Below are 18,422 nucleotides of genomic sequence, written 5' to 3'. Positions count from 1 at the left end.
GGCCGGTCATTGACCGGCCCTGCTCTTGAGTTATCCGAAGACTAGATAGCCTGGATGTTTACTGCCTGGGGACCCTTGGGGCCCTGCTCGACGTCGAAGGAGACCTTCTGGTTCTCTTCGAGGGAGCGGTAGCCCGAGGAGTTGATTGCGGAGTAGTGAGCGAAAACGTCCTGGCTGCCATCTTCCGGGGAGATGAAGCCGAAGCCCTTTTCAGCGTTAAACCACTTGACGGTACCTGTAGCCATAATTTCAGTCCTAACTGAAGGTGGAGATTGTTCCCGACTTTCGGGTCTCCGGTGTGGGGTGTTCTCCACCGTTACTTCAGAAGGTCGCAGACCAAAGAGGACTGCGGGGACTGCCTGAACTACCAAATGCCAAACACAACAACACCGTCAAGTTTACAGACATCTGGCGGTATGGCTAGTACTGGGACGGATTAATCCAGCAGGTGTGGTTTTCTCGTTCATACCAAGTCATCCTCGGTTTTGCGCTGCAGATGCCCGTCCATTCCACGGTGCCATCCCCGGCCGTCGCAATCCGTGAAACTCACCGACGGCATGTAGTCAGTGTTACCGGGGATGGGCTCCAAGACTTTGCCCGGCTCCACATGGATGGGCCACCGCTTCCGCTCACTGAAAAAGTAGCGGCCGGGCGGAAGGATCTTGGCCGATGCTTGGATCTCAGGGATTGCGGTTCCCTTCCCGGCTTTGCCTTCCGACCTGCTGAGCTCCATCCCGAACACAGGGGCATCGCTCGAGTTCACCAGTTCGATCCCCCATTGGAATCCGCCATCGACTTCTCCCCTCACCGGCCAGAAGGCCACCTGCGTGGCTTGCCGCCGCTCCTGCAAGGCGATCGTTCGTTCGTCCCGTTCCCCCTCCAGCTCAAGCATGCGCTGCGCATCCCGCACGGCCTGGCCCGAAAGCCTGGTGGCTCTCATGACATAGACGAGCGTCACCATCCCCACGATCGCACCAACGAACTCCCCCAAGTCAGCCAGGAATTCCATAATCACCCTTCCGTCGCTTCAACGGGGCAGGTGCCTGCCCTTTAGTTGGGTGTCAGGTACGACGGCGGCGTGACGGTTTGGTGCGCATCGGCGCTGTCACCGCCTGGCCTTGCTTGTCGTGCCGCAGAGCGCCGTATGCTGACAGGACGTGAGCATTTGGGGGGGGACATGTCATTGCTCGGATTGAGCCTGTTGGAACTCTTTGTCCAGGCTGATGTTGCAATCCGCACGACCATCAGCGCGGGCGCTCCTCCCCTGACGGTTTTCGCTCTTCTTGCCCTGGTCTTGGCCGTGACTGTCCTCCTGGCTCACACGTTCCGGGCGTTGCTTTGCACCATGGTTGGGCTGGCGGTCCACGCCAGTGCGCCAGCAGTCGATGACAGCCCCCGACCGATTTCCTTGTCATTGGCCAGGTCCGTCCCCAAAGGTGGGACAGGTCCACGCGCTCCGGGTCAGCCTCGCTGTCGCCCCAGGAGCCTCCAAGCAGCCCCCTGAAATCCGTCTCGGACACCTTCGCGTCACCGCTGGATCAGACCTGCGCGCTGCTTGCGCTGCTGCTCTTTGAGCGACCTCATGACAGTTCTCTCACTGCCATCACAAGGAGCTCATCGCAATGTCCCTCAGCACCCTTCTGTCTTCATTTCGTTCCAGGCCCGGCCGATTCCGCTCACGTCCGATCCGTCACTTGCGGCTGCGATGGAGGCTCACCCGACGCCTCGCACTCCGAATTGCCACCAAAGCCACACTGTTCGGTGGCTGGGTCTGGTTTGCGGCCATCTCCCTCATCGGATTGGAAGCATTCGAAATCCTCGCGGGCGCGTTAGCGTTGGCCCCCGAGTTACTCCCGGTTGTGATCCTTGGCCTCGCCCTGACGTGGTATTTCCGTAAACGATTCCGGCGAGTTTTCACGCGTGCGCGGGCCTATCGGCGACTTTGGCGGATGAAGCATCCGCGTGCCAAGTCCGGCATCTGAGTGGTGCGTACGACGGCGGCATGACAGTTGGGTGCGTCACGAACCTTCAGTGCGGCTCACCTAGGGTTGGGGAGAATGTCAGGAATCAGGGGGAACACATGCACAGGGAATACCGGGCTGGTGAATCAACGTTCGGTCCGCTGCCATTGACAAGCATCTGGGAACCGCACGTCCTTAGGGATTTCGAGCTGAGGGTCATCATGCAGGTGGCTGGGTGCGAAGGCATCGTTGCCCGCCTTCTGCTTGGCGACGTCGCAGGTCCCCCGGACATGCCACCCTTGGATGTCGCAAACTACGTAGCCAAGCAAAAGGGCTATCTTCCGCTCTTTGTGGGTTCGGGCAGCGAAGTCCACGTCTCAGAGGGTGGGGAGGAGGTTCTTCGGGAGTTCTTTGCCTCGGATGAATGGAAAGGTCGGAACCCTGAGCAAACGCGGCGCTTGTGAGTTCATTCCCACGCGTGGAACCATCGCGGTTTAGCACCTCAGGCAACTGAAGTAGGACCCGGGTCACCGGCTGCATTTCTCCGTGGCAGCCCTGGCTTCGCGCGACGAATAGCCGGTGTACCAACTCAGTCCCATCAAGCTGAAGGAACCAGCAACCAGGCAGCCGACGGTGAGCAGATCGGATGAGAAGAATGTCAGGCCTGAGAGAAGGCTGGCCGTGAGCCCAAGAAAGACCGTCACGGAAAGCCACTGTCGGGCTGACCACCCACGGACCCGAACGCCGGCGCCGTCGTGCCACCAAAGACGTGCTCGGAGGGTCAGTGGCAGCCTTTGTGTAAACGGAAATTGATCCATCGGGGCAGCATGGCATCCACCACTGACATTTTTAACATCGGCGCCGGAATCGGCGGCCTAAGCCGCGTCCCTCATCTTCTCGGCGCCCAGGCGTCTCTCCAGAATCACGCCGGCAATTGTCGCCGGAACACCGATGAGCACGAGCAGAGTCATACTCCAAAACCCGCTGATCACGTGGGTAAATTGCAAGATCAGAATGGCCGGAACTAAAGCCGTGGATGCCCAGCTCAGTATGCGGAACTTGCGTGCAGTAGTCATCTGGAAATCGTCCCCCTACGAAGTCGTCCAAGAAGCGTATCGTCTCCTGTCCCGTACGGCACGCAGTCGTGCAAGGATGGCACCACTGACAAATGGGGGTGTCCAGTGATTAGTTCGCGTGGATTCGTATGCATTGCGGCCGGATTCGCAATAGCCGGCATGTTGTCCAGCTGCACGTCTGAGCGGGCGACAGAGCCCGACGCCGGCATCCCACCCGTGCCAGGCCCGACCTTCGCGTCACTTGCCGAAGCTCGAGAGGCCGTTGCCGCCGTCGTCGGCTGCGAGAGCGAGCCAACCGCGAGACCGATCGTGAACCCGGACCTGGCCGGGTTCACGGCCGAATATGCGGTTTGTGGCAGCAGGGTCCAGATCGAGTGGTTCAGCAGCTCGGATGCTCGGGCCGACGCCGCGCAGGTCTATATGGATACCTCGCAGCCGTTGGCGATCGTTGAAGGCGAGAACTGGATCGTCGCAGACTTGTCCCTCGCGTTGGAGGAAAACTGGAGCGGCAAGGACCTGGACAAGGTGGCGCAAGAAATCGGCGGAACGTACACGGTCTTGAACGGCTTCAAACAGGCATAGGACACTCGGTCCTGAGCCGCACCCGTCGCTGCGAGTACTCAATCAGAAATCCGGACGGATACTGGCGATGGCTGCGGCACCCAAGGGGTGCGCAGCCATCACCAGTTACTTACACGGGCAAGTGATCGTGCTCAGTTGCGCTGAAGGACAGGGTCGCATCCTCATGCTTGCAAGCATTCAGATACCTTCGGCTGAGCCCCGCGCAGGCTGAGCAGATGGGAGGCTGCCCAGGAACGCTGGGATCACGATCCATTTCGGCAGCAATGTAGCTGTGGTCGCACGCATGGCAGCGGATGCGTGCTTCCCAAATGTCATCCACTTCGTCTCGGGGATCGTTGCGACGGCGGAGGATGGCGCTACGGGTTTGGGCTTTGAACGCCGCTGCGTACAGGACTGACGCAAGAGTCAACGTAAGCGGCGTCGACCAGGTTGCTCCGAATGGACCGCCGAACTGGTAGAGCAACGCACCGAGTAGTGAACTGCCAATCCAAATCCAGCTTCCCAAAGTGAAGCGGGCCAATCGCCCTGGGCGGACTTCCGGCAGTCCATTCTTGTCGCCTCGCGAGCTGAAAAGAATGTGGACGAGCATGATGCCAACCCACGATGCAATGAACGCACCCTGCCAGGCAAGGGCAACAAGCACGTAGTTGAGAACGTCGGTGAGCATGATCAGGTAGGTGATGGCACCACAAATCAGCACTGCCCATGCTCGTGGAAGCCGAGCGCGGAAGAGCCTGGTCCAGAGGGCTTCCATGTTGGTTGAGGCTACGTAGAAGTTGGCAGTGTTAATGCGGGCTTGCGTGACCCAGACCAGGAAGAGACCCCATCCACCCATCAGCGTGACAATGAACTCGACGATTGCCGTGGAGGATACGCCACCCGCAAGGCCGGCGGAGTAGGCGATGAAAATACCGATGAGACCGTTAGCCAGGTAGACGAAGACGTAGAAGACGGGTCCGAAGGTGACGACGCCGTTGACCTTGGTGTCGCGTGGTTTGCCGAAGCGGGCGAAGTCCATGGTGAACATCATGAGGACGAGGACACCCAGGTAGATAAAGAAGGCGTATAGCCAGCCAGGCGCAGCAAGGCTTGTGGCTTCTTCGGGGGTATGTGCGAGCCAGGCCGACGTGTCTGCGTGGGTGGCAGCCAAGACGATCACCAGGATGAGTCCGCCCCAGTAGACCGGAAGCAAGGCAGCGTTGTACTTGTCCATCCAACGCCTGATTCCGCCCATGACCAGTGGAAGGTTCATGGCCACTGCGATCGCGTACCAGATCCGGATATCAATGCCGCCGATATATGCATGGAAGGCATGGGCGATCATTGAGCTTTCAAACACGGCGTAATAGATGGAGGTGGCCGCGAGGATGAGCGGGGCCACGATGGAACCTGAGGCACCGAACAGCCGCTGGGAAACGAGTGCGACTGTCAGGCCTGTCTTGGCCGCGTAACTGGAGAAGATAAAGCCCAAGCCTCCGAAAGCCAGGCAGGCCAGGACTATTCCGATAAGGGTGTCGACGGTTCCAACGACTGCGGCCAGCGTTGCCGCGGTGACGAGGTAGAACATTCCGCTGACCAGCGAGTACCACGACATCGACAGGGACTTCTTGTTACTGCGCCACGAGAGAGGGACTACGTGGGTGGTGTAGTCCTCGGTCGCGGCTTCTTTCACGACGCGAGGGTCATCCACGTAACTGACCTGTAAGGGCTGAAGGGGGTGGTCCGGAGTGGACATGGGAATTCCTTTGCAAGTGACGTACCAGCTCAAGTCAGAGCTGGTGTTGGGGGGAGAATCACTTGGTTGTACGGGAGGCGGCGATGACTCCCATATCTGGAGTTTGTCCGACCTTTGGACCTAAGTCAACAGTTTTTATGAATCTCGTTCATTTTTTGTCGCCTTGTTGACCTGGCCCCCTCGTGTGACTACGCTCATAGGTACTTGGTTGGACCATTGGACTATCTGCCACTGGCGAGGCAGGATATTTAGGAGCAGTACCTTGACCACTAGTTATGAAGACCGCGTCCGGGAACTCGGTCTGGAGATACCGGACTTCAAAGTTGACGGCTACTACGGAGCCGACACCTACGGGAGCATGAAGCCGCACCATATCGTGGGGAACGTTCTGTACCTCAGCGGTCATACCCCGGACAAAAGCGACGGCACGGTCCGATACCCAGGGCGCCTCGGGGCCAACCTCAGCGTCGAGGAAGGTTATGAGGCCGCCCGTCTGACGGCGCTGAACTGCCTCGGCGGAATCCGCTTAGCACTCGGCTCCTTGGACCGCGTGAAAGGTATCGTTCGTTCGCTGTGCTTCGTGACCTCCACGATGGAATTCACTGAAGTCCACAAGGTCTCCTCGGGCGCCACAGACCTCTTCGTGGAGGTGTTCGGCCCCGAAGTCGGGCTGGGTGGGCGGGCAACTATCGGCGTTATGAGCCTTGCTGGCGGCAGTTGTTTCGAAAACTGGGTCACCGTGGAGATCCTCGACTAGCCGGACGGGCGTGGGTTCTGCGGCTGGTAGGTTTGTCTAACCAATTCAGCGGAGGTAAGTATGTCGTCCATGAGCAGTCTTTCCGTGGCCAGCGGCCCCCTTTCCGAACGGTTAAGTGAAAAGCTGATCCGGATGATCACCAACGGTGAACTCAAGGCAGGCGACAAACTTCCCAACGAACGCGAATTGGCCCAGACCGCCGGCATATCCCGCACTTCTGTCCGGGAAGCCCTGCGCGAGCTGGAGCTGCGAGGCCTCATAAGCCGCAAACCAGGACGCGGGACGATTGTCGAGGAACAAACCAGGCCCGAGCTCCACGCAGGAATGCTCGGAGCCATGGATTCCTCACAGAGGATGCTGGCCGAGGTAATGGACCTGCGCGCAGTGGTAGAACCTCCGATGGCTGAGCGTGCCGCTCTCCGCGCGAGAGCCAGTGAACTGGGAGTTCTGCTCCAACCACTGGAGCTTGCTGAGAGTGAACTCCGCCGCCGGGAACCATCCCTCCAACTGCTCGTTCGGCTCGACGTCGAGTTCCACGCTGCAGTTGCGAAGCTAACCCGCAATCCCATGCTGGTTCAGCTCCTGGGTGTCGCCAACGAATGGATGGCACCTTCCCGGGAGAGAACCCACCAAACCATGGCTCGAATAGAGCAATCCGTGGCCGCGCATCGGAGGATCTACGAGGCCATCCGCGCCCACGACGCCGACGAAGCACGCGCATCCATGTCCGGGCACATCCACCAGGTCGCCGAGGCCATCGGCGTCGGCGCCTGGGACCCTGACACACCAAACGAGAAAGCACCCTAAGCAATGAATCAGAACTCCCTCACCGGGGCGGCGGCCACTCCGCATTCCGGAGCGACGGCCGCAGCCCATCGGGCATTCGCCGAAGGTGGCAACGCCGTGGACGCTGCCTTGGCTGCGGCAGCCATGCTCACCGTTGTCTATCCCAATCAGTGCACCATCGGCGGCGATGCCATAGCCATGGTTGGTACCCCCGACGGAAACGTCACAGTGGTCAATGGCAGCGGGCGCTCCGCCCGCATCACTGACCGCAACAAATACATAGGACCGGACGGCTTCGTGCCTGTGGCCGGAGCTCTGAGCGTCACCGTGCCCGGCGTTCTCAGCGCTTGGGAGGTGCTTGCCGATAAGTGGGGACGTCAGCCTCTGGCGGCAGCCCTGCTCCCGGCTGCAGCCGTGGCAAAGGCCGGGGTCACCGTAGCACCTGGTGTAGCCCGCGACCTGATGCGCGAACAGCATCTCCTGTCCCAGGATGCGGGATGCCGTGAAGTATTTTTTCAGGATGGGGTTGTCCTCAAGCAAGATGAAACCCTCAAACTAGTCCGCCTTGCAGAGACGTTGACCCGCCTGGCTGAAGATGGCGTGAATGCCTTCTACCGGGGACCCATTGGCGAAAGCGTTCTTGAAACACTCCGTAGCTTGGGCAGCGAGCTCACCCGTAAGGACCTTGAGGATCACCAAGCCACCCTTGAACGCCCCGCTTCCGTAAAGTTTGCCGGGACCGAATACCTCAGCGCCGCAGGCAACAGCCAGGGAACCTTTTTCCTCCAAGGCCTGGCCGCGCTGGATGTCGTGGCTGACGAGCTGGGGCGCATCCCCGACCCGGATGGCGAAGACGCCGGCGTCATCGCCAGCATCCTCGCCTCAGCTGCTCGAGACAGGGATCAGTACTTGGGCGATCCCTCACATCGCGAGGTTCCAGTCGGCGTCCTGCTGTCACGCGAAACCGCCGCCGCGACGGCACAGCGCGCCCTCGCTCGCAGTCTGTCGGGCAGCACCACCGGACGCACCTACGCCCGACGAACCGGCGATACGGTGGCCGTCGTCACCGCTGACTCAGAAGGAAATTGGGTCTCGCTCATACAGAGCGCCTTCCACGCTTTTGGATCTTGCGTCCTGGATCCAGGCACTGGAATTCTCCTCCACAACAGGGCCGCCTCCTTCAGCCTCACGCCGGGGGCGGCCAACGAATTGCGGCCATCCACGCGCCCTCCGCACACGCTCATGCCAGTGCTGGTTCGAAAAGGCGGAAAGCTGGTCGGGGCGCACGGCACGATGGGCGGCCGGGCGCAACCCCAGGTCCATACCCACCTCGCACTGAACTTGGCCTTGGGCATGGCTCCCGACGCGGCGTCCGCCCGTGCTCGATGGATCATCGGGCAGATGGAAGCCGGAGCGGCCGCGGCTGATGATGCCGCCACTATCGCCATCGAATCAGGGGTCTCCGGCCGTGCGGTCCAAGCCCTGCACGCCGCAGGATTCCGTTCCAAGGAACTGGAAGCCTTCGACGACGCAGCCGGCCATCTGCAGGTGGTTCGGCTATCCGAGGATGCGGCCTCCTTCGCGGTAGGGTCCGATCCCCGTTCCGACGGGTTGTTGGCGGACGGGACGTAGCCGGGTGGCGTCACAACGAATCACGTTCTGGTTGATGATCGCCGTGAGTTTCGGTACCGGAGCGCTGGATGCTGCCACTTATCTGGGCATGGAGCATATTTTCGGCGCGAACATGACCGGCAATGTCATCCTGGTAGGCCTGGCCCTCGCTGGATCAGAACACATAACGCTCTGGGGACCCCTCACCGCGCTCGGTGGCTTCGCCTTCGGTTCGTGGATCCTCGGGCTGATCCTGCGAAGGTTTCCTCCCAAGAACGCTAAGGATACGGCCGTCATCCCCGTGTTCTGGTTCATCGCTGTCGGCATGGTTGCCGTCACAGTCCTCATGTCCCTGCTGCCCCTCAGTGAATCCCTGATGCATGCCGCCACGGTGGCCATCGGCATCTTCATGGGCTTTCAGGCAATCGCAGCGCGCCGGGTGGGGGTACCGGACGTTTCCACGGTAGTCATCACCTCTACGTTGTCCCTGCTCTTCAGCGAAGCAGGACGTTTTTGGGGTGGCGCTAAGACGGCAGCGACCCTTCGCCGGCTCGCGGCCGTCATATCGATGTTCTTGGGTGCAATTGCCGGAGCTCTCCTCGAACATCATGCCCTCTGGTGGGCTATGGCCGTCCCGGCGATCATCCTGACCGGTGTTGCCCTCACACTCACGCTGCTCAGGCCTGTAGGCGTCAAAGACTCCCCCGCCAAAGCGCTCGTCTCTGCATAAGCTTCGCTTAGGGGTGGGTTGGAGGATCAGTGATCCTCCAACCCACCGGGCGTCCCTGCATGTCTTCCGAAGGATCAGGCGGCCTGCCGAATATGGTGGTCTAACACTTGACCCCAGGAGCCGTGAATGACCGACGACGCTACGTCCGAGCCCGCCCCGGAACTCGAAGGCCAGACCTCCATCCACGACTACATCGCCCCAACGCCGGCCACCACCCCTGTAGAACTCAGGGAGCCGACGGACGCGGAGATCGCAGCATTCTTCGAGGCCCAAAACAGCTGAACGGCCCCGCCAAAACCCATCCCCAAACAGGAGCCCCAAGCGTACAATCCACGCCATGGGATCTGCCCCAGATACCGTGATCATCGGCGCCGGCCAAGCCGGTCTCGCCACCAGTTACTGGCTCACGCAGGCTGGCGTCGAGCATCAGCTTCTCGAGCGACGCGACTCCCTCGGCGGCGCGTTCCAGGACCGCTGGGACGGGTTCTACATGAACACCCCCAACTACACGCTCGACCTCCCTGGGATGCCCTACACCGGCGATGACCCCGAAGGCTTCCTGCCCCGAACCGCCATCGTAAATCTGCTCAGGCGATACGCCGAAAAGATCAGCGCTCCGATCCATAGCGGCGTCGACGTCACCAAGCTGTCGGCCGGAACGGACGGCACTTTCAGCCTCGAAACCTCGCAGGGCAGGCTGGGAGCCAAGAAGGTGGTGCTCGCGACCGGCGCCTACCAGGTTCCCAAGGTGCCAGCCGCGGCCGGCAAGCTTCCCAAGGAAGTCACTCAGCTCCACACGCACGACTACCGCAATCCGCAGCAACTGCCCGATGGTGCTGTGCTGATCGTTGGGACGGGGCAGTCGGGCGGGCAGATCGCCGAGGAACTGCACGACGCCGGTCGCGAAGTCCACCTGGCCGTCTCCACCTGCCCCGAGGCGCCCCGCCGATACCGCGGCCAGGACATCCTCTACTGGCTCCTCGAAACCGGCAAACATGGCCCCGACTTCGGCGTCAACGCCCTCACCCGCGAGGCGCTCCCGTCCCCCGCCGCCCGCATGGCGTGCAACCCGCTGCTCTCCGGCACCGACGGCGGCCACGACATCCACCTCCGCGAACTCGGCCGCCGCGGCATGCACCTGCACGGCCGCCTGGAAACAATCGACGACGGCGACATCACCTTCAGCGACGACCTCCCCGAACGCCTCACAACAGTCGAGCAAGGCTTCAACCAACGCATGCGCAAAGCGATCGACGCGTACATCGCAGCGGCTGGGCTGGATGTGCCTTCACAGGCACCGGCGCCCGACGACGGCTGGCTACCTTCCGAGCCTGCTACTTTGAACTTGGCTGACGCTGGCATCACATCCGTGCTGTGGGCGACCGGGTACGGGCTGGACCTGTCGTTCATCGACATCCCGGTGCTCGACGAGTGCGGGTATCCGCGGCATACCGGCGGCGTCACCGAGCAGGCCGGGTTGTACGCCGTGGGACTTCCTTGGCTGACACGGCACTACTCATCGATCCTGGGCGGGGTGGGTCTGGACGCGAAGTTGGTCGCCAGTCAACTGTCTCGCCACGCATAAGCCGCCCTCGGAGGCTATTGCTTCGTCCAGGCTCCGCAGCGCGTCGTCTTGAAGTCCTGCCCCGCGGACAACGTAACCGTAGGACGTCCACCGCTAACTATGTCGTTGTCGATAATGTCCGATCCGTTAGAGCCGGTCCGGTAGATGCCCCAATAGCAGCTAGAGGAAACTTCGGCGTCGGTTCGGTATGTGCCGGGCTCGATGTCGACTCCCACCGTCCATGTGCCCTCTCGTACTGTGTTTGCAGCCTTCTGCCTTTCAGCCACAGTTACCGCATCTTCGCGCTTCTTCACAGCAGCCTCGGCAGACTTGACCGCTTCTTCTCGCTTTTGGAGTTCTTGGCCGTAAGAAGCCACCCTGACCTCGCGCGCTTTCATTCCGTCTTCAAGGGTTTTCAGGTCGGTCTTGACCTTGTTCAAATCGCCGTTTACGCGTGCGTTGTCCGCATACAGGCTCTGGTACTCATCGCTCGCCTTGGGGTCAGGAAGTCGCGAACCCAAGAAGACAGCCCCGCCCAAGAGAACAACCATCGCGGCCGCAACCCAGATCCACCGCCGCCTACGCGGGGACTTGGGGGTCGCTTCAATGTCGCCCGAGTGGGCGACTCCACCGTCTGTGATTGTGCCATCTTCCAGGAGAGTTTTTCCATCATCCTGAACTGCTGTCGACCTTTTGAACAGCTTCTTGAATCTTGATCGAGACTTTGACGACACGTCCTGCTGCGTTGGCCCACCGTCTTCCGCATCCTGTGCAGTTGCGTTGTGGTGGTCAGCCGGAGGCTGGGACGGGAGAGCCGACGTGTTACGCACGTCTTCGTTGTGGGACATGGGGAACCTGTTCTTCTTATCGCGTTAGTGAGGTCGCTCAGTGGCGGAGTCGTGGGCTGTGGAGCTGCCGATTGTCTGGTGTCCCTACTCACCCGTCACGCGAAGAACCACGCTCGCGCCGGTATTGGGGTGGTAACTCCATGAAACAGCGAAGTTATCCCAGGATTCACGCTGGGTCCCGTCCAAAGCGCGAGTAGATCCCATCTGGTCCCGAACATAGTCAGGGACGTTGACCGCCTTCAAGACACATTGAATGTCCGTCCATGCCAGACCATCAACGTCCTCCTCGCCCTCTCCGTCGAGCGACAGCGTGCGTCCTTCGTCGCCAAGCTTGGCGTAGGTGGATTTCCCCGAAAGTTTGCAGGTGTTAACTGCTGCTGGAAGAGGTCGGGGCTTCTTGGCTTCCGCATCTGCTGCCGCCGCTGCCTCAGCGGCCTGCGCGAGTCCGGTGACTGCTACAGTTCCAAGGATTCCCAGAAGGAGCCCAACCAGCAGTCCGACCGCCCCGAAGAGGAATGGCTTGAAATTGCTCGGCCGCTGTGGCACCGCCACGCTCGGAGTACCAAAAGGGCCGTGCTGCCTCAAGTGCGATGGCTGGTGGATTCCCTCACCGGCAGGCGGAAAATCACCAGGCTGATGTTGGGGTACTTCGGGGATGTTCATTCTTCTCCTGGGGTGCGAGTTCAGAGTTGGGACGCGGGTTCCTGCGGCGCCCATTTGTGAGTAACAGAGATTCGATAGCTCGCTGGATATGACCAACGGGGAATGAGCTACGCGGACGGAGATGAGTGTATATGTACGCAAGCCAGATGCGAGTTTTACGATCTGACGGAACCCAGGTGCTACGCCCGAGCGACTTGATAGTTTTATCCGACTTACACCGGTGTACAACTAGCTTTTGACTGGCTCTGCGCGGATAAGCGGCTATTGCTGTCCACAACGGATTCCGCTTGGAAAGGCGGTTTCTCAAGGAGAATCCGCCAGGGCCCGATACCTTGCACATGCAGCCCAATAGGCTGGTCCTAAAGCACCCGACCCAATGCAACCCCTAGGCATGCAGCATCCGGAAGATGCATCCCTCTCTTTCAACTGAAGAAGTGCGGGAGAAACCTTGATCCAATCTTGAGATATTACTGAACAGCCCGTTTAAATGCCTCGATGATTTGCATTTTGTTTGCAACTGCCAGCAGTCAATTTCTGGCAGTTCTCCCACGAGAAGCCGGCTGCTGCTAGCGTCACCTCATGACAGATCATTCCCTGTTTGAGTCAGCTTTGCGACGTATTTGCTCGACACGCCAGGCACTGCGCTGGCTCGTCGTCCTAGCCGCGGTGTGGCTCTTTAGCTCCGTTGCCTTGTCGCTTCAGTCTCGGGAGAGTTTATCCGGGATAAGAGGAACGTCGGTCGGCGACGTTCTCGGAAGCGTGTTCGGTAGGCTGCTGCCCGTCGTCGCCCCCGCCGCTGGACTCATCACTGTGTTGGTCCTGACCGCAGCTGCCATCCGCGCGTCGGACATTCGTCGTCGAGACCCGCAACGTCGGTTCAGCACGCACCAGAGACGCGAGGGAATGAAGCGGGCCATTGGGCAATGCGAGCTTGAGGCGAATCGTGGCCGAAGGTGCTCCAAGTCTGCCGATACGGCGACCACTTCTATCCCTGGTCCAAAGGGGGTTCAACGTCTTTGAGAAACTTCGTTGCAGCGTGCGGTCATTGCAACCGATCAAAAGGGCGCCCGCACCCCAAGCCCCGGACAACTGACTCGGCTGGAGCGCCGCCGTATGCAATACGTGTCACACGTCGACGCCGTCTCAGTGGGCGAGCGTAGAAGCGCATGAGGCCATTTGGCCAGGCTGCGTCGGCGCGCCCCCTGCTGGATCACGCACCGTTCTGCCGACGGGCGACGTGCCACCAGACAAAAGAATGGCCCCTTGACGTTCTTACCCTTAGCAGCAAATGCTCGACGCTCAGGCCGACTCGTTGCATGGGGGCGCCAATACCCTTGAGAGTCCCGAAGCGGGCGCAGCCCGACGTCGCAGCGCAACGAACTATGAGGTGCCCGGACTTGGCTCCTATATTGTCACCGCCTTCTGAGAAGATTAATTGGTGACTACTGAACTATGGCGCCCGCTCGGCTTCGAAAACAACGTCCCGAGATACGATGCACTCCATGACGGCATACCTGCGTGGATGGAGGAATCTTTCTGGAGTTGGATGCGGCTACGTCTGACCATCACCCGCAAGGGAAGCTACAACTCAACGCTTCGATCCATGAATCTGAGCCTACTCCGTCAGGTGGAGCGTATCTGCAGGATCAAGGTTGAGTATACGAACTCCTCAAACGTCACCGAGGGAATGGCTTTTATTCGAAACCGAACTAAACAAATGAACGCAGAATTGGTCGTTGCAGATTACTTGCTGGCAGACCATGCTTCCGAAAGCGCTGCCACAGACCTCGAGTTGATCCTTGAGGAATCGGGTTCAAAATGGCGTGTAGGCGACCGTCATGGACGGCTCGGCTTGGTTCAGCGCGTCACTAGGGGGGTCCAAGACACGTTCGACCGGACCATGGAGTCGTCGGGTCATGCGGGAAACCGACTTGCCGAGGCTTGGGAAGCTGCCTACGGGGTCTCCCCGAACCCGTCACTTGCCTATTCGCTTGCGGTGAAGGCTGTCGAAGATGCCGCTGTACCAGTCGTTTGCCCGAATGATTTCAATGCCACGTTGGGAAAAATAAATGCACAACTCCGTCATGCCGGAGATTGGTCATTACCCTTGGCACGCGAAGACGCTTACGCCACTACGAGCTTCACGCTCGTGGGGATGATGAAGATGCTTTGGGCAGGTCAGGCGGACCGCCACGGTGGAAATCACGACCCCGACCTCGTAATTACGCAGGAGGCAGCGGAGGTAGCCGTCACTACGGCAGCAACGCTGGTTCAGTGGTTCGCATCAGGAGCGGTTGCGCGCCGCAACTCTAATTAGCGGTCGCAATACGTATTTGTCGATAGTTTAGGGCCTGCAACCGTTGTGCGTGCCGACTGTCGGGCTGCCGGGAGGCACCGAAAATGAACCCAATTCGCCAAAGAGCCTCTCCGAAAGCCGAGCACCGATGTCTCTGGACGCGACGGAGTAACCTAAAGAGCTACGACAGAGCGGTAAGCCCGACGGACCCCGAATCGTGCGGCGGGGGCACTTGCTCAGCGGCGTGCTCTGGCACGGAGGGGCGTAGACCCTTGGGGATGTTCTTCACAGCGTCTACTAGTTGGTCATAGTCCCTTATCCGGCCCTGGTTTAGCAGTCGATCGAAAGTATCACCAGGGCTCCATTTGTTTGAACGCCGTTGCGCCCGGACCTTTTTCATAGCTCTCTTAAGAGCGGGCAGGTCGAGGTGGTACACATAGTCAACCGAGCCCGAGCCATCAGCAAGAATCTTCAGCATCGCCGGGCGAGGCTCCATCGTGATGACGGCGTAATGGGGCATCGGCCCCCGGCGTTGAGAAGCCAGCTTTGAGCCCTGCGAGACACAGTCTTGCGCCCGGTCCGTCCTAAGTGACCACTTCGACGATAGCCCGAGATGGAGAATCGGTTCCATCGCCTCCTGCTCGGAAGCGCATGTTATGTCCAGATTCAGCAGGGACTCCTCCGGCATGTAGAGCTTCAGCCGCTCACTCATACGGTCTTGCCCACGGAATACCTCCTCCGCGTCCGCTATCGCAGTCCGCAACTGGTCCACCGGCCCAGACGAAGGCAGCGCAGACGCCAGCCGCATCAGATGCTCCACGTGCGGCATTACATCTTGATGGCCACGCCGAAATTCCGGAAATACCCGTAAATGTGCGTATTGCTCGAATGCTAATGCTGACGGGCCGCGTCGTATAAGCAGGTCGCTCCGGTGGGGCTGAAGGTCATTGACTATGGCAATTTCCATGTTGGCGCCAGGATCGTCCCCTACGACCTGCCCTTCTGGAACTCCCATCTCCTCGAAGAGCGCCAGACCAAGTTCAATCGAACCCTTGTCGTTGTTATCGGAGGTGTTCGGGTTCCCGTTCTTGGGTCTGAAACCACATAGCGAGGCAGCGAAGGGTGCAGGCATAGTGCCGACTCTTTCATTAACCCGATGAAGAGTGCGATGTGACACACCAGGCCACAATAAAGTCGGACCCTCCTGGAACGATAGGATGACTACCGGGAAGGCATCATGGACACACGAACAATTGACCTATTTGCAGGCGCCGGAGGACTGTCTCTCGGCTTTGAACAGGCGGAGTTAGGCTACCAACCAGTCTTTGCCGTCGAGATAGACCCAGCTGCAGCACGGACCTACGAACGGCACTTCGGTGGTCATGTAGAGACCGGCTCGGTGACGGACATCGAGTCTTTCCCTGAAGCTGACGTCATTATCGGCGGGCCACCATGCCAGGGATTCTCGCCGCTGGGGCGGGACCGTGACGATGCTTCACGTGCCGAACTCAACGAGCTGTGGCAGCAGTATCTGCGCGCCGTTCGCCAGGTTCAACCCGCGGCGTTCGTCATAGAAAACGTGCCCGAATTTCAAAAATCGGCTCAGTTCATGGCGCTTCTAGAAGCAATGGAATCAGATCCGGTGCTGAAGGAATACGCATTCGCGTATGGACCGCTCAACGCTGCAGACTACGGCGCGCCGCAGCGACGAATCCGCGGCATCTTCATGGCCGTTCGCAACGCCAAAGAAGTCGAATGGCCTCCACCCGCATCTCACGGACCCAACTCTGTCGACGGTACTCCTTACGTGACCGTTCGGGATGCAATCGGCGATCTACCGGAGTACCCAACGGCGACAGAGCCCGAGGTTGTTGCAGGTCTTTATGGCGATCATCAGGAGCTTCATCTAAAACGTAATCCACGCCCGACGAGCCTGGAGCGATACAAGGCCATTCCCGAGGGGGGAAACCGGTTCGACCTCGCCCGCAACCGACCGGATCTCCTCCCCAGATGCTGGGCCGAGAAGCCAACGGGAACGACCGATGTGATGGGGCGACTTTGGTGGGAACGTCCCTCGCCAACTATTCGCACGGAGTTCTTCAAACCAGAGAAGGGCCGGTATCTCCATCCGGAGGCTCATCGCCCCATCACCCATCGAGAAGCGGCCCGTCTTCAGGGCTTCCCTGATAGCTTCATTTTTGAAGGCTCCAAGATTGAGATAGCCCGCCAAATCGGCAACGCCGTACCGACAGCACTAGCGCAGGCCATAGCTCGACACCTGCATCACGCGCTTGTGGCGCAGCGCGTGGCAGGCGTCGCATAGCAACGGATGAGCCGCTCTGAACGCCCAGAGCGGCTCATCCGCCTCCAAAGGTCCAGTAAGGACTTGGGTCTCTGGCAGGAGCCCTGACTCAACGCAACAGGACACCGTCCAGCGGCTGCGTTCCTGCGAGCCGCCACCTGGGCCGCGCTCACTCTGAAACTGGGGTGATCTCCTCGTTATCAGGCTCCAAATGTCGCCTCGGTGAGTCGTCGGTGCCAAACAAATACGGTCGGAGCACCGCACTTTGGGATGGATGCCGGAGCCAGTCCATCGCTTTTTTCTCAATCTGGCGAATTCGCTCACGCGTTACACCGTAGACCTTACCGATCTCGTCCAGTGTCTTGGGCTCTCCGTCTGAGAGTCCGAAGCGCATAGCCACCACATCAGCTTCGCGTTCACTCAGACTATCGAGTAGGGCGTGAATTTGTTCTCGCAGGAGGACGGTTTCGACTTCGCGTTCCAGGTCAGCATTGGGATCCGCTCCGTCGCAGAGGTCGCCCAACGTGGTTTCTCCCTCAGGACCAACCGGGGTGTCCAGTGAGAGGATGTCCTGTGGGCCGAGCAAGAGGCATTCTGCCACCTGCGAATCGATTAGGTCACAGGCCAGGGCCAATTGGTGAACCGATGGTTCCACGCCATCCACTGTCAGACGGGTCCGGGTATGCCAGACCCTCTGCACGCGCTCATACATGTGAACGGGCAATCGAATCATACGTGCCTCGTTAGCGATGGCCCGGGTAACCGCTTGGCGCACCCAATTCATTGCGTAGGTCGAGAACTTATTGCCCATCGATGGATCGAATAGCTCTACGGCACGGATCAAGCCGATTACGCCGTGTTGAAAGAGATCTTCGTAAGTCATGCCGGGCGGAGCGTAGTGCTGCGCCACCGAGTGCACAAGTCCCTGGTTGTGCAGCAGCAGGCACTCCGCCGCTGCCCGTGGTTCGCCGGCCAATCGAGCGAAGTCTCCCTGGGCTAGCGGCTCGCCGCTAGCCCCACGGACCAGGATGGCCAATCCAACCTCCTCTTCGGGCTTGAGCAGAATTCTGGCGAGGTTAGCGATGTGACGATCGCGGTCTATTCGTCGACGAGCGGAAGCTACAGGATCAGGGGTTAGCAGGGGATGGGTTGTTGGCGAGTCCACCGAGACCTGAGGTTTCTCGACCACCGCACCTCGCGGTTCCACGACCAGTACAGGCTCATCGACAACGCGCGCGACGTCTTCCTCGATCACGATGCCCGCCTTGGCGAGCAGCCGTTCTATCTCGCTGTGAAGTCCTTCCGAAGGAGACTGCAGGGTGCCCAGCACTCGTTCGACTCGGGTGCGGCGAATGACTCGTTCGTGAACGAAAGGCTGAAGTCGAGCGAGTATGCGGCCGAGGTACTCAATGTTCAACTCGGGGCCCCCGCAACGTGCTTTCACATCCACGCGGATGAATGTATCTGCAGGTAGGATCACATCCCAAAGACACCCGTTGGGGGGCAACCTT

The 18,422-nt window shown here is 60.0% G+C and carries 19 protein-coding genes; 11 read left to right on the top strand and 8 right to left on the bottom strand.

What is annotated here, in order from left to right; genetic code table 11:
* Positions 1-41: 41 nt before the first annotated feature.
* Both ACIPY3_RS19445 and ACIPY3_RS19440 read right to left on the bottom strand, forming a co-directional pair.
* Complete coding sequence (locus ACIPY3_RS19445; protein ID WP_021472668.1) at positions 42-245, bottom strand: cold-shock protein; 204 nt, start codon at positions 243-245, stop codon at positions 42-44.
* 218 nt (positions 246-463) lie between these two features.
* Positions 464-1,009: a hypothetical protein gene (locus ACIPY3_RS19440; protein WP_400336676.1), complete on the bottom strand. Its 546-nt coding sequence runs from the start codon at positions 1,007-1,009 to the stop codon at positions 464-466.
* 1,071 nt (positions 1,010-2,080) lie between these two features.
* On the opposite strand from ACIPY3_RS19440, the gene ACIPY3_RS19435 reads away from it, so the two are divergent.
* On the top strand, positions 2,081-2,425 hold the full coding sequence (locus tag ACIPY3_RS19435) for a hypothetical protein (RefSeq protein ID WP_400336675.1): 345 nt from the start codon (positions 2,081-2,083) through the stop codon (positions 2,423-2,425).
* 411 nt (positions 2,426-2,836) lie between these two features.
* On the opposite strand, the gene ACIPY3_RS19430 is transcribed toward ACIPY3_RS19435, so the two are convergent.
* The gene (locus ACIPY3_RS19430; RefSeq protein WP_400336674.1) at positions 2,837-3,037 is read right to left on the bottom strand and encodes a hypothetical protein; all 201 of its coding nucleotides are present in this window, start codon (positions 3,035-3,037) and stop codon (positions 2,837-2,839) included.
* Positions 3,038-3,253: 216 nt separating this feature from the next.
* Here ACIPY3_RS19430 and ACIPY3_RS19425 point away from each other — a divergent pair, with 216 nt between their 5' ends.
* Entirely contained in the window at positions 3,254-3,619 is a 366-nt protein-coding gene (locus tag ACIPY3_RS19425) for a hypothetical protein (protein WP_400336673.1), read from the top strand.
* Positions 3,620-3,728: 109 nt separating this feature from the next.
* Here ACIPY3_RS19425 and ACIPY3_RS19420 read toward each other — a convergent pair whose 3' ends face one another.
* On the bottom strand, positions 3,729-5,354 hold the full coding sequence (locus ACIPY3_RS19420; protein WP_400336672.1) for a purine-cytosine permease family protein: 1,626 nt from the start codon (positions 5,352-5,354) through the stop codon (positions 3,729-3,731).
* A gap of 262 nt (positions 5,355-5,616) precedes the next feature.
* Between ACIPY3_RS19420 and ACIPY3_RS19415 the strand changes: the two genes are divergently transcribed.
* The 6 genes from ACIPY3_RS19415 (at position 5,617) to ACIPY3_RS19390 (ending at position 10,823) form a co-directional block, all read left to right on the top strand.
* Complete coding sequence (locus ACIPY3_RS19415; RefSeq protein ID WP_400336671.1) at positions 5,617-6,111, top strand: RidA family protein; 495 nt, start codon at positions 5,617-5,619, stop codon at positions 6,109-6,111.
* 69 nt (positions 6,112-6,180) lie between these two features.
* Positions 6,181-6,918, top strand: coding sequence for a FadR/GntR family transcriptional regulator (locus ACIPY3_RS19410; protein ID WP_400336670.1), 738 nt, complete (start codon positions 6,181-6,183; stop codon positions 6,916-6,918).
* Positions 6,919-6,921: 3 nt separating this feature from the next.
* Complete coding sequence (locus ACIPY3_RS19405; RefSeq protein WP_400336669.1) at positions 6,922-8,529, top strand: gamma-glutamyltransferase; 1,608 nt, start codon at positions 6,922-6,924, stop codon at positions 8,527-8,529.
* A gap of 4 nt (positions 8,530-8,533) precedes the next feature.
* Positions 8,534-9,238: a YoaK family protein gene (locus tag ACIPY3_RS19400; RefSeq protein WP_400336668.1), complete on the top strand. Its 705-nt coding sequence runs from the start codon at positions 8,534-8,536 to the stop codon at positions 9,236-9,238.
* Positions 9,239-9,364: 126 nt separating this feature from the next.
* The gene (locus ACIPY3_RS19395; protein WP_400336667.1) at positions 9,365-9,520 is read left to right on the top strand and encodes a hypothetical protein; all 156 of its coding nucleotides are present in this window, start codon (positions 9,365-9,367) and stop codon (positions 9,518-9,520) included.
* Between the two features lie 55 nt (positions 9,521-9,575).
* On the top strand, positions 9,576-10,823 hold the full coding sequence (locus tag ACIPY3_RS19390) for a flavin-containing monooxygenase (RefSeq protein WP_400336666.1): 1,248 nt from the start codon (positions 9,576-9,578) through the stop codon (positions 10,821-10,823).
* Between the two features lie 14 nt (positions 10,824-10,837).
* Here ACIPY3_RS19390 and ACIPY3_RS19385 read toward each other — a convergent pair whose 3' ends face one another.
* Together ACIPY3_RS19385 and ACIPY3_RS19380 are read right to left on the bottom strand one after the other, a co-directional pair.
* A complete protein-coding gene (locus ACIPY3_RS19385) occupies positions 10,838-11,650 on the bottom strand; it encodes a hypothetical protein (RefSeq protein ID WP_400336665.1) in 813 nt (270 codons plus the stop codon).
* Positions 11,651-11,734: 84 nt separating this feature from the next.
* Positions 11,735-12,313 carry a hypothetical protein gene (locus ACIPY3_RS19380; RefSeq protein WP_400336664.1) on the bottom strand — a complete coding sequence of 193 codons (579 nt, stop codon included), beginning with the start codon at positions 12,311-12,313 and terminating at the stop codon, positions 11,735-11,737.
* A gap of 953 nt (positions 12,314-13,266) precedes the next feature.
* On the opposite strand from ACIPY3_RS19380, the gene ACIPY3_RS19375 reads away from it, so the two are divergent.
* Positions 13,267-13,473, top strand: a complete 207-nt coding sequence (locus tag ACIPY3_RS19375) for an HNH endonuclease (RefSeq protein ID WP_400336663.1) — start codon at positions 13,267-13,269, stop codon at positions 13,471-13,473.
* Positions 13,474-13,751: 278 nt separating this feature from the next.
* The gene (locus ACIPY3_RS19370; RefSeq protein WP_400336662.1) at positions 13,752-14,630 is read left to right on the top strand and encodes a hypothetical protein; all 879 of its coding nucleotides are present in this window, start codon (positions 13,752-13,754) and stop codon (positions 14,628-14,630) included.
* Positions 14,631-14,790: 160 nt separating this feature from the next.
* Here the strand turns inward: ACIPY3_RS19370 and ACIPY3_RS19365 are convergent, their stop codons facing one another.
* On the bottom strand, positions 14,791-15,741 hold the full coding sequence (locus tag ACIPY3_RS19365; protein ID WP_400336661.1) for an NgoMIV family type II restriction endonuclease: 951 nt from the start codon (positions 15,739-15,741) through the stop codon (positions 14,791-14,793).
* A gap of 105 nt (positions 15,742-15,846) precedes the next feature.
* Between ACIPY3_RS19365 and ACIPY3_RS19360 the strand changes: the two genes are divergently transcribed.
* Positions 15,847-16,932: a DNA cytosine methyltransferase gene (locus ACIPY3_RS19360; protein ID WP_400336660.1), complete on the top strand. Its 1,086-nt coding sequence runs from the start codon at positions 15,847-15,849 to the stop codon at positions 16,930-16,932.
* A gap of 148 nt (positions 16,933-17,080) precedes the next feature.
* Here the strand turns inward: ACIPY3_RS19360 and ACIPY3_RS19355 are convergent, their stop codons facing one another.
* Positions 17,081-18,361, bottom strand: coding sequence for an RNA polymerase sigma factor RpoD/SigA (locus ACIPY3_RS19355; protein WP_400336659.1), 1,281 nt, complete (start codon positions 18,359-18,361; stop codon positions 17,081-17,083).
* Positions 18,362-18,422: the final 61 nt, after the last annotated feature.

Origin of the sequence: Paenarthrobacter sp. NPDC089714 (genome assembly GCF_044748905.1) — a bacterium.
In the GTDB taxonomy this organism is placed as follows: Bacteria; Actinomycetota; Actinomycetes; order Actinomycetales; family Micrococcaceae; genus Arthrobacter.
The sequence above is the reverse complement of the archived record's forward strand: the minus strand, read 5'-3'. Positions and strand labels throughout refer to the sequence as shown.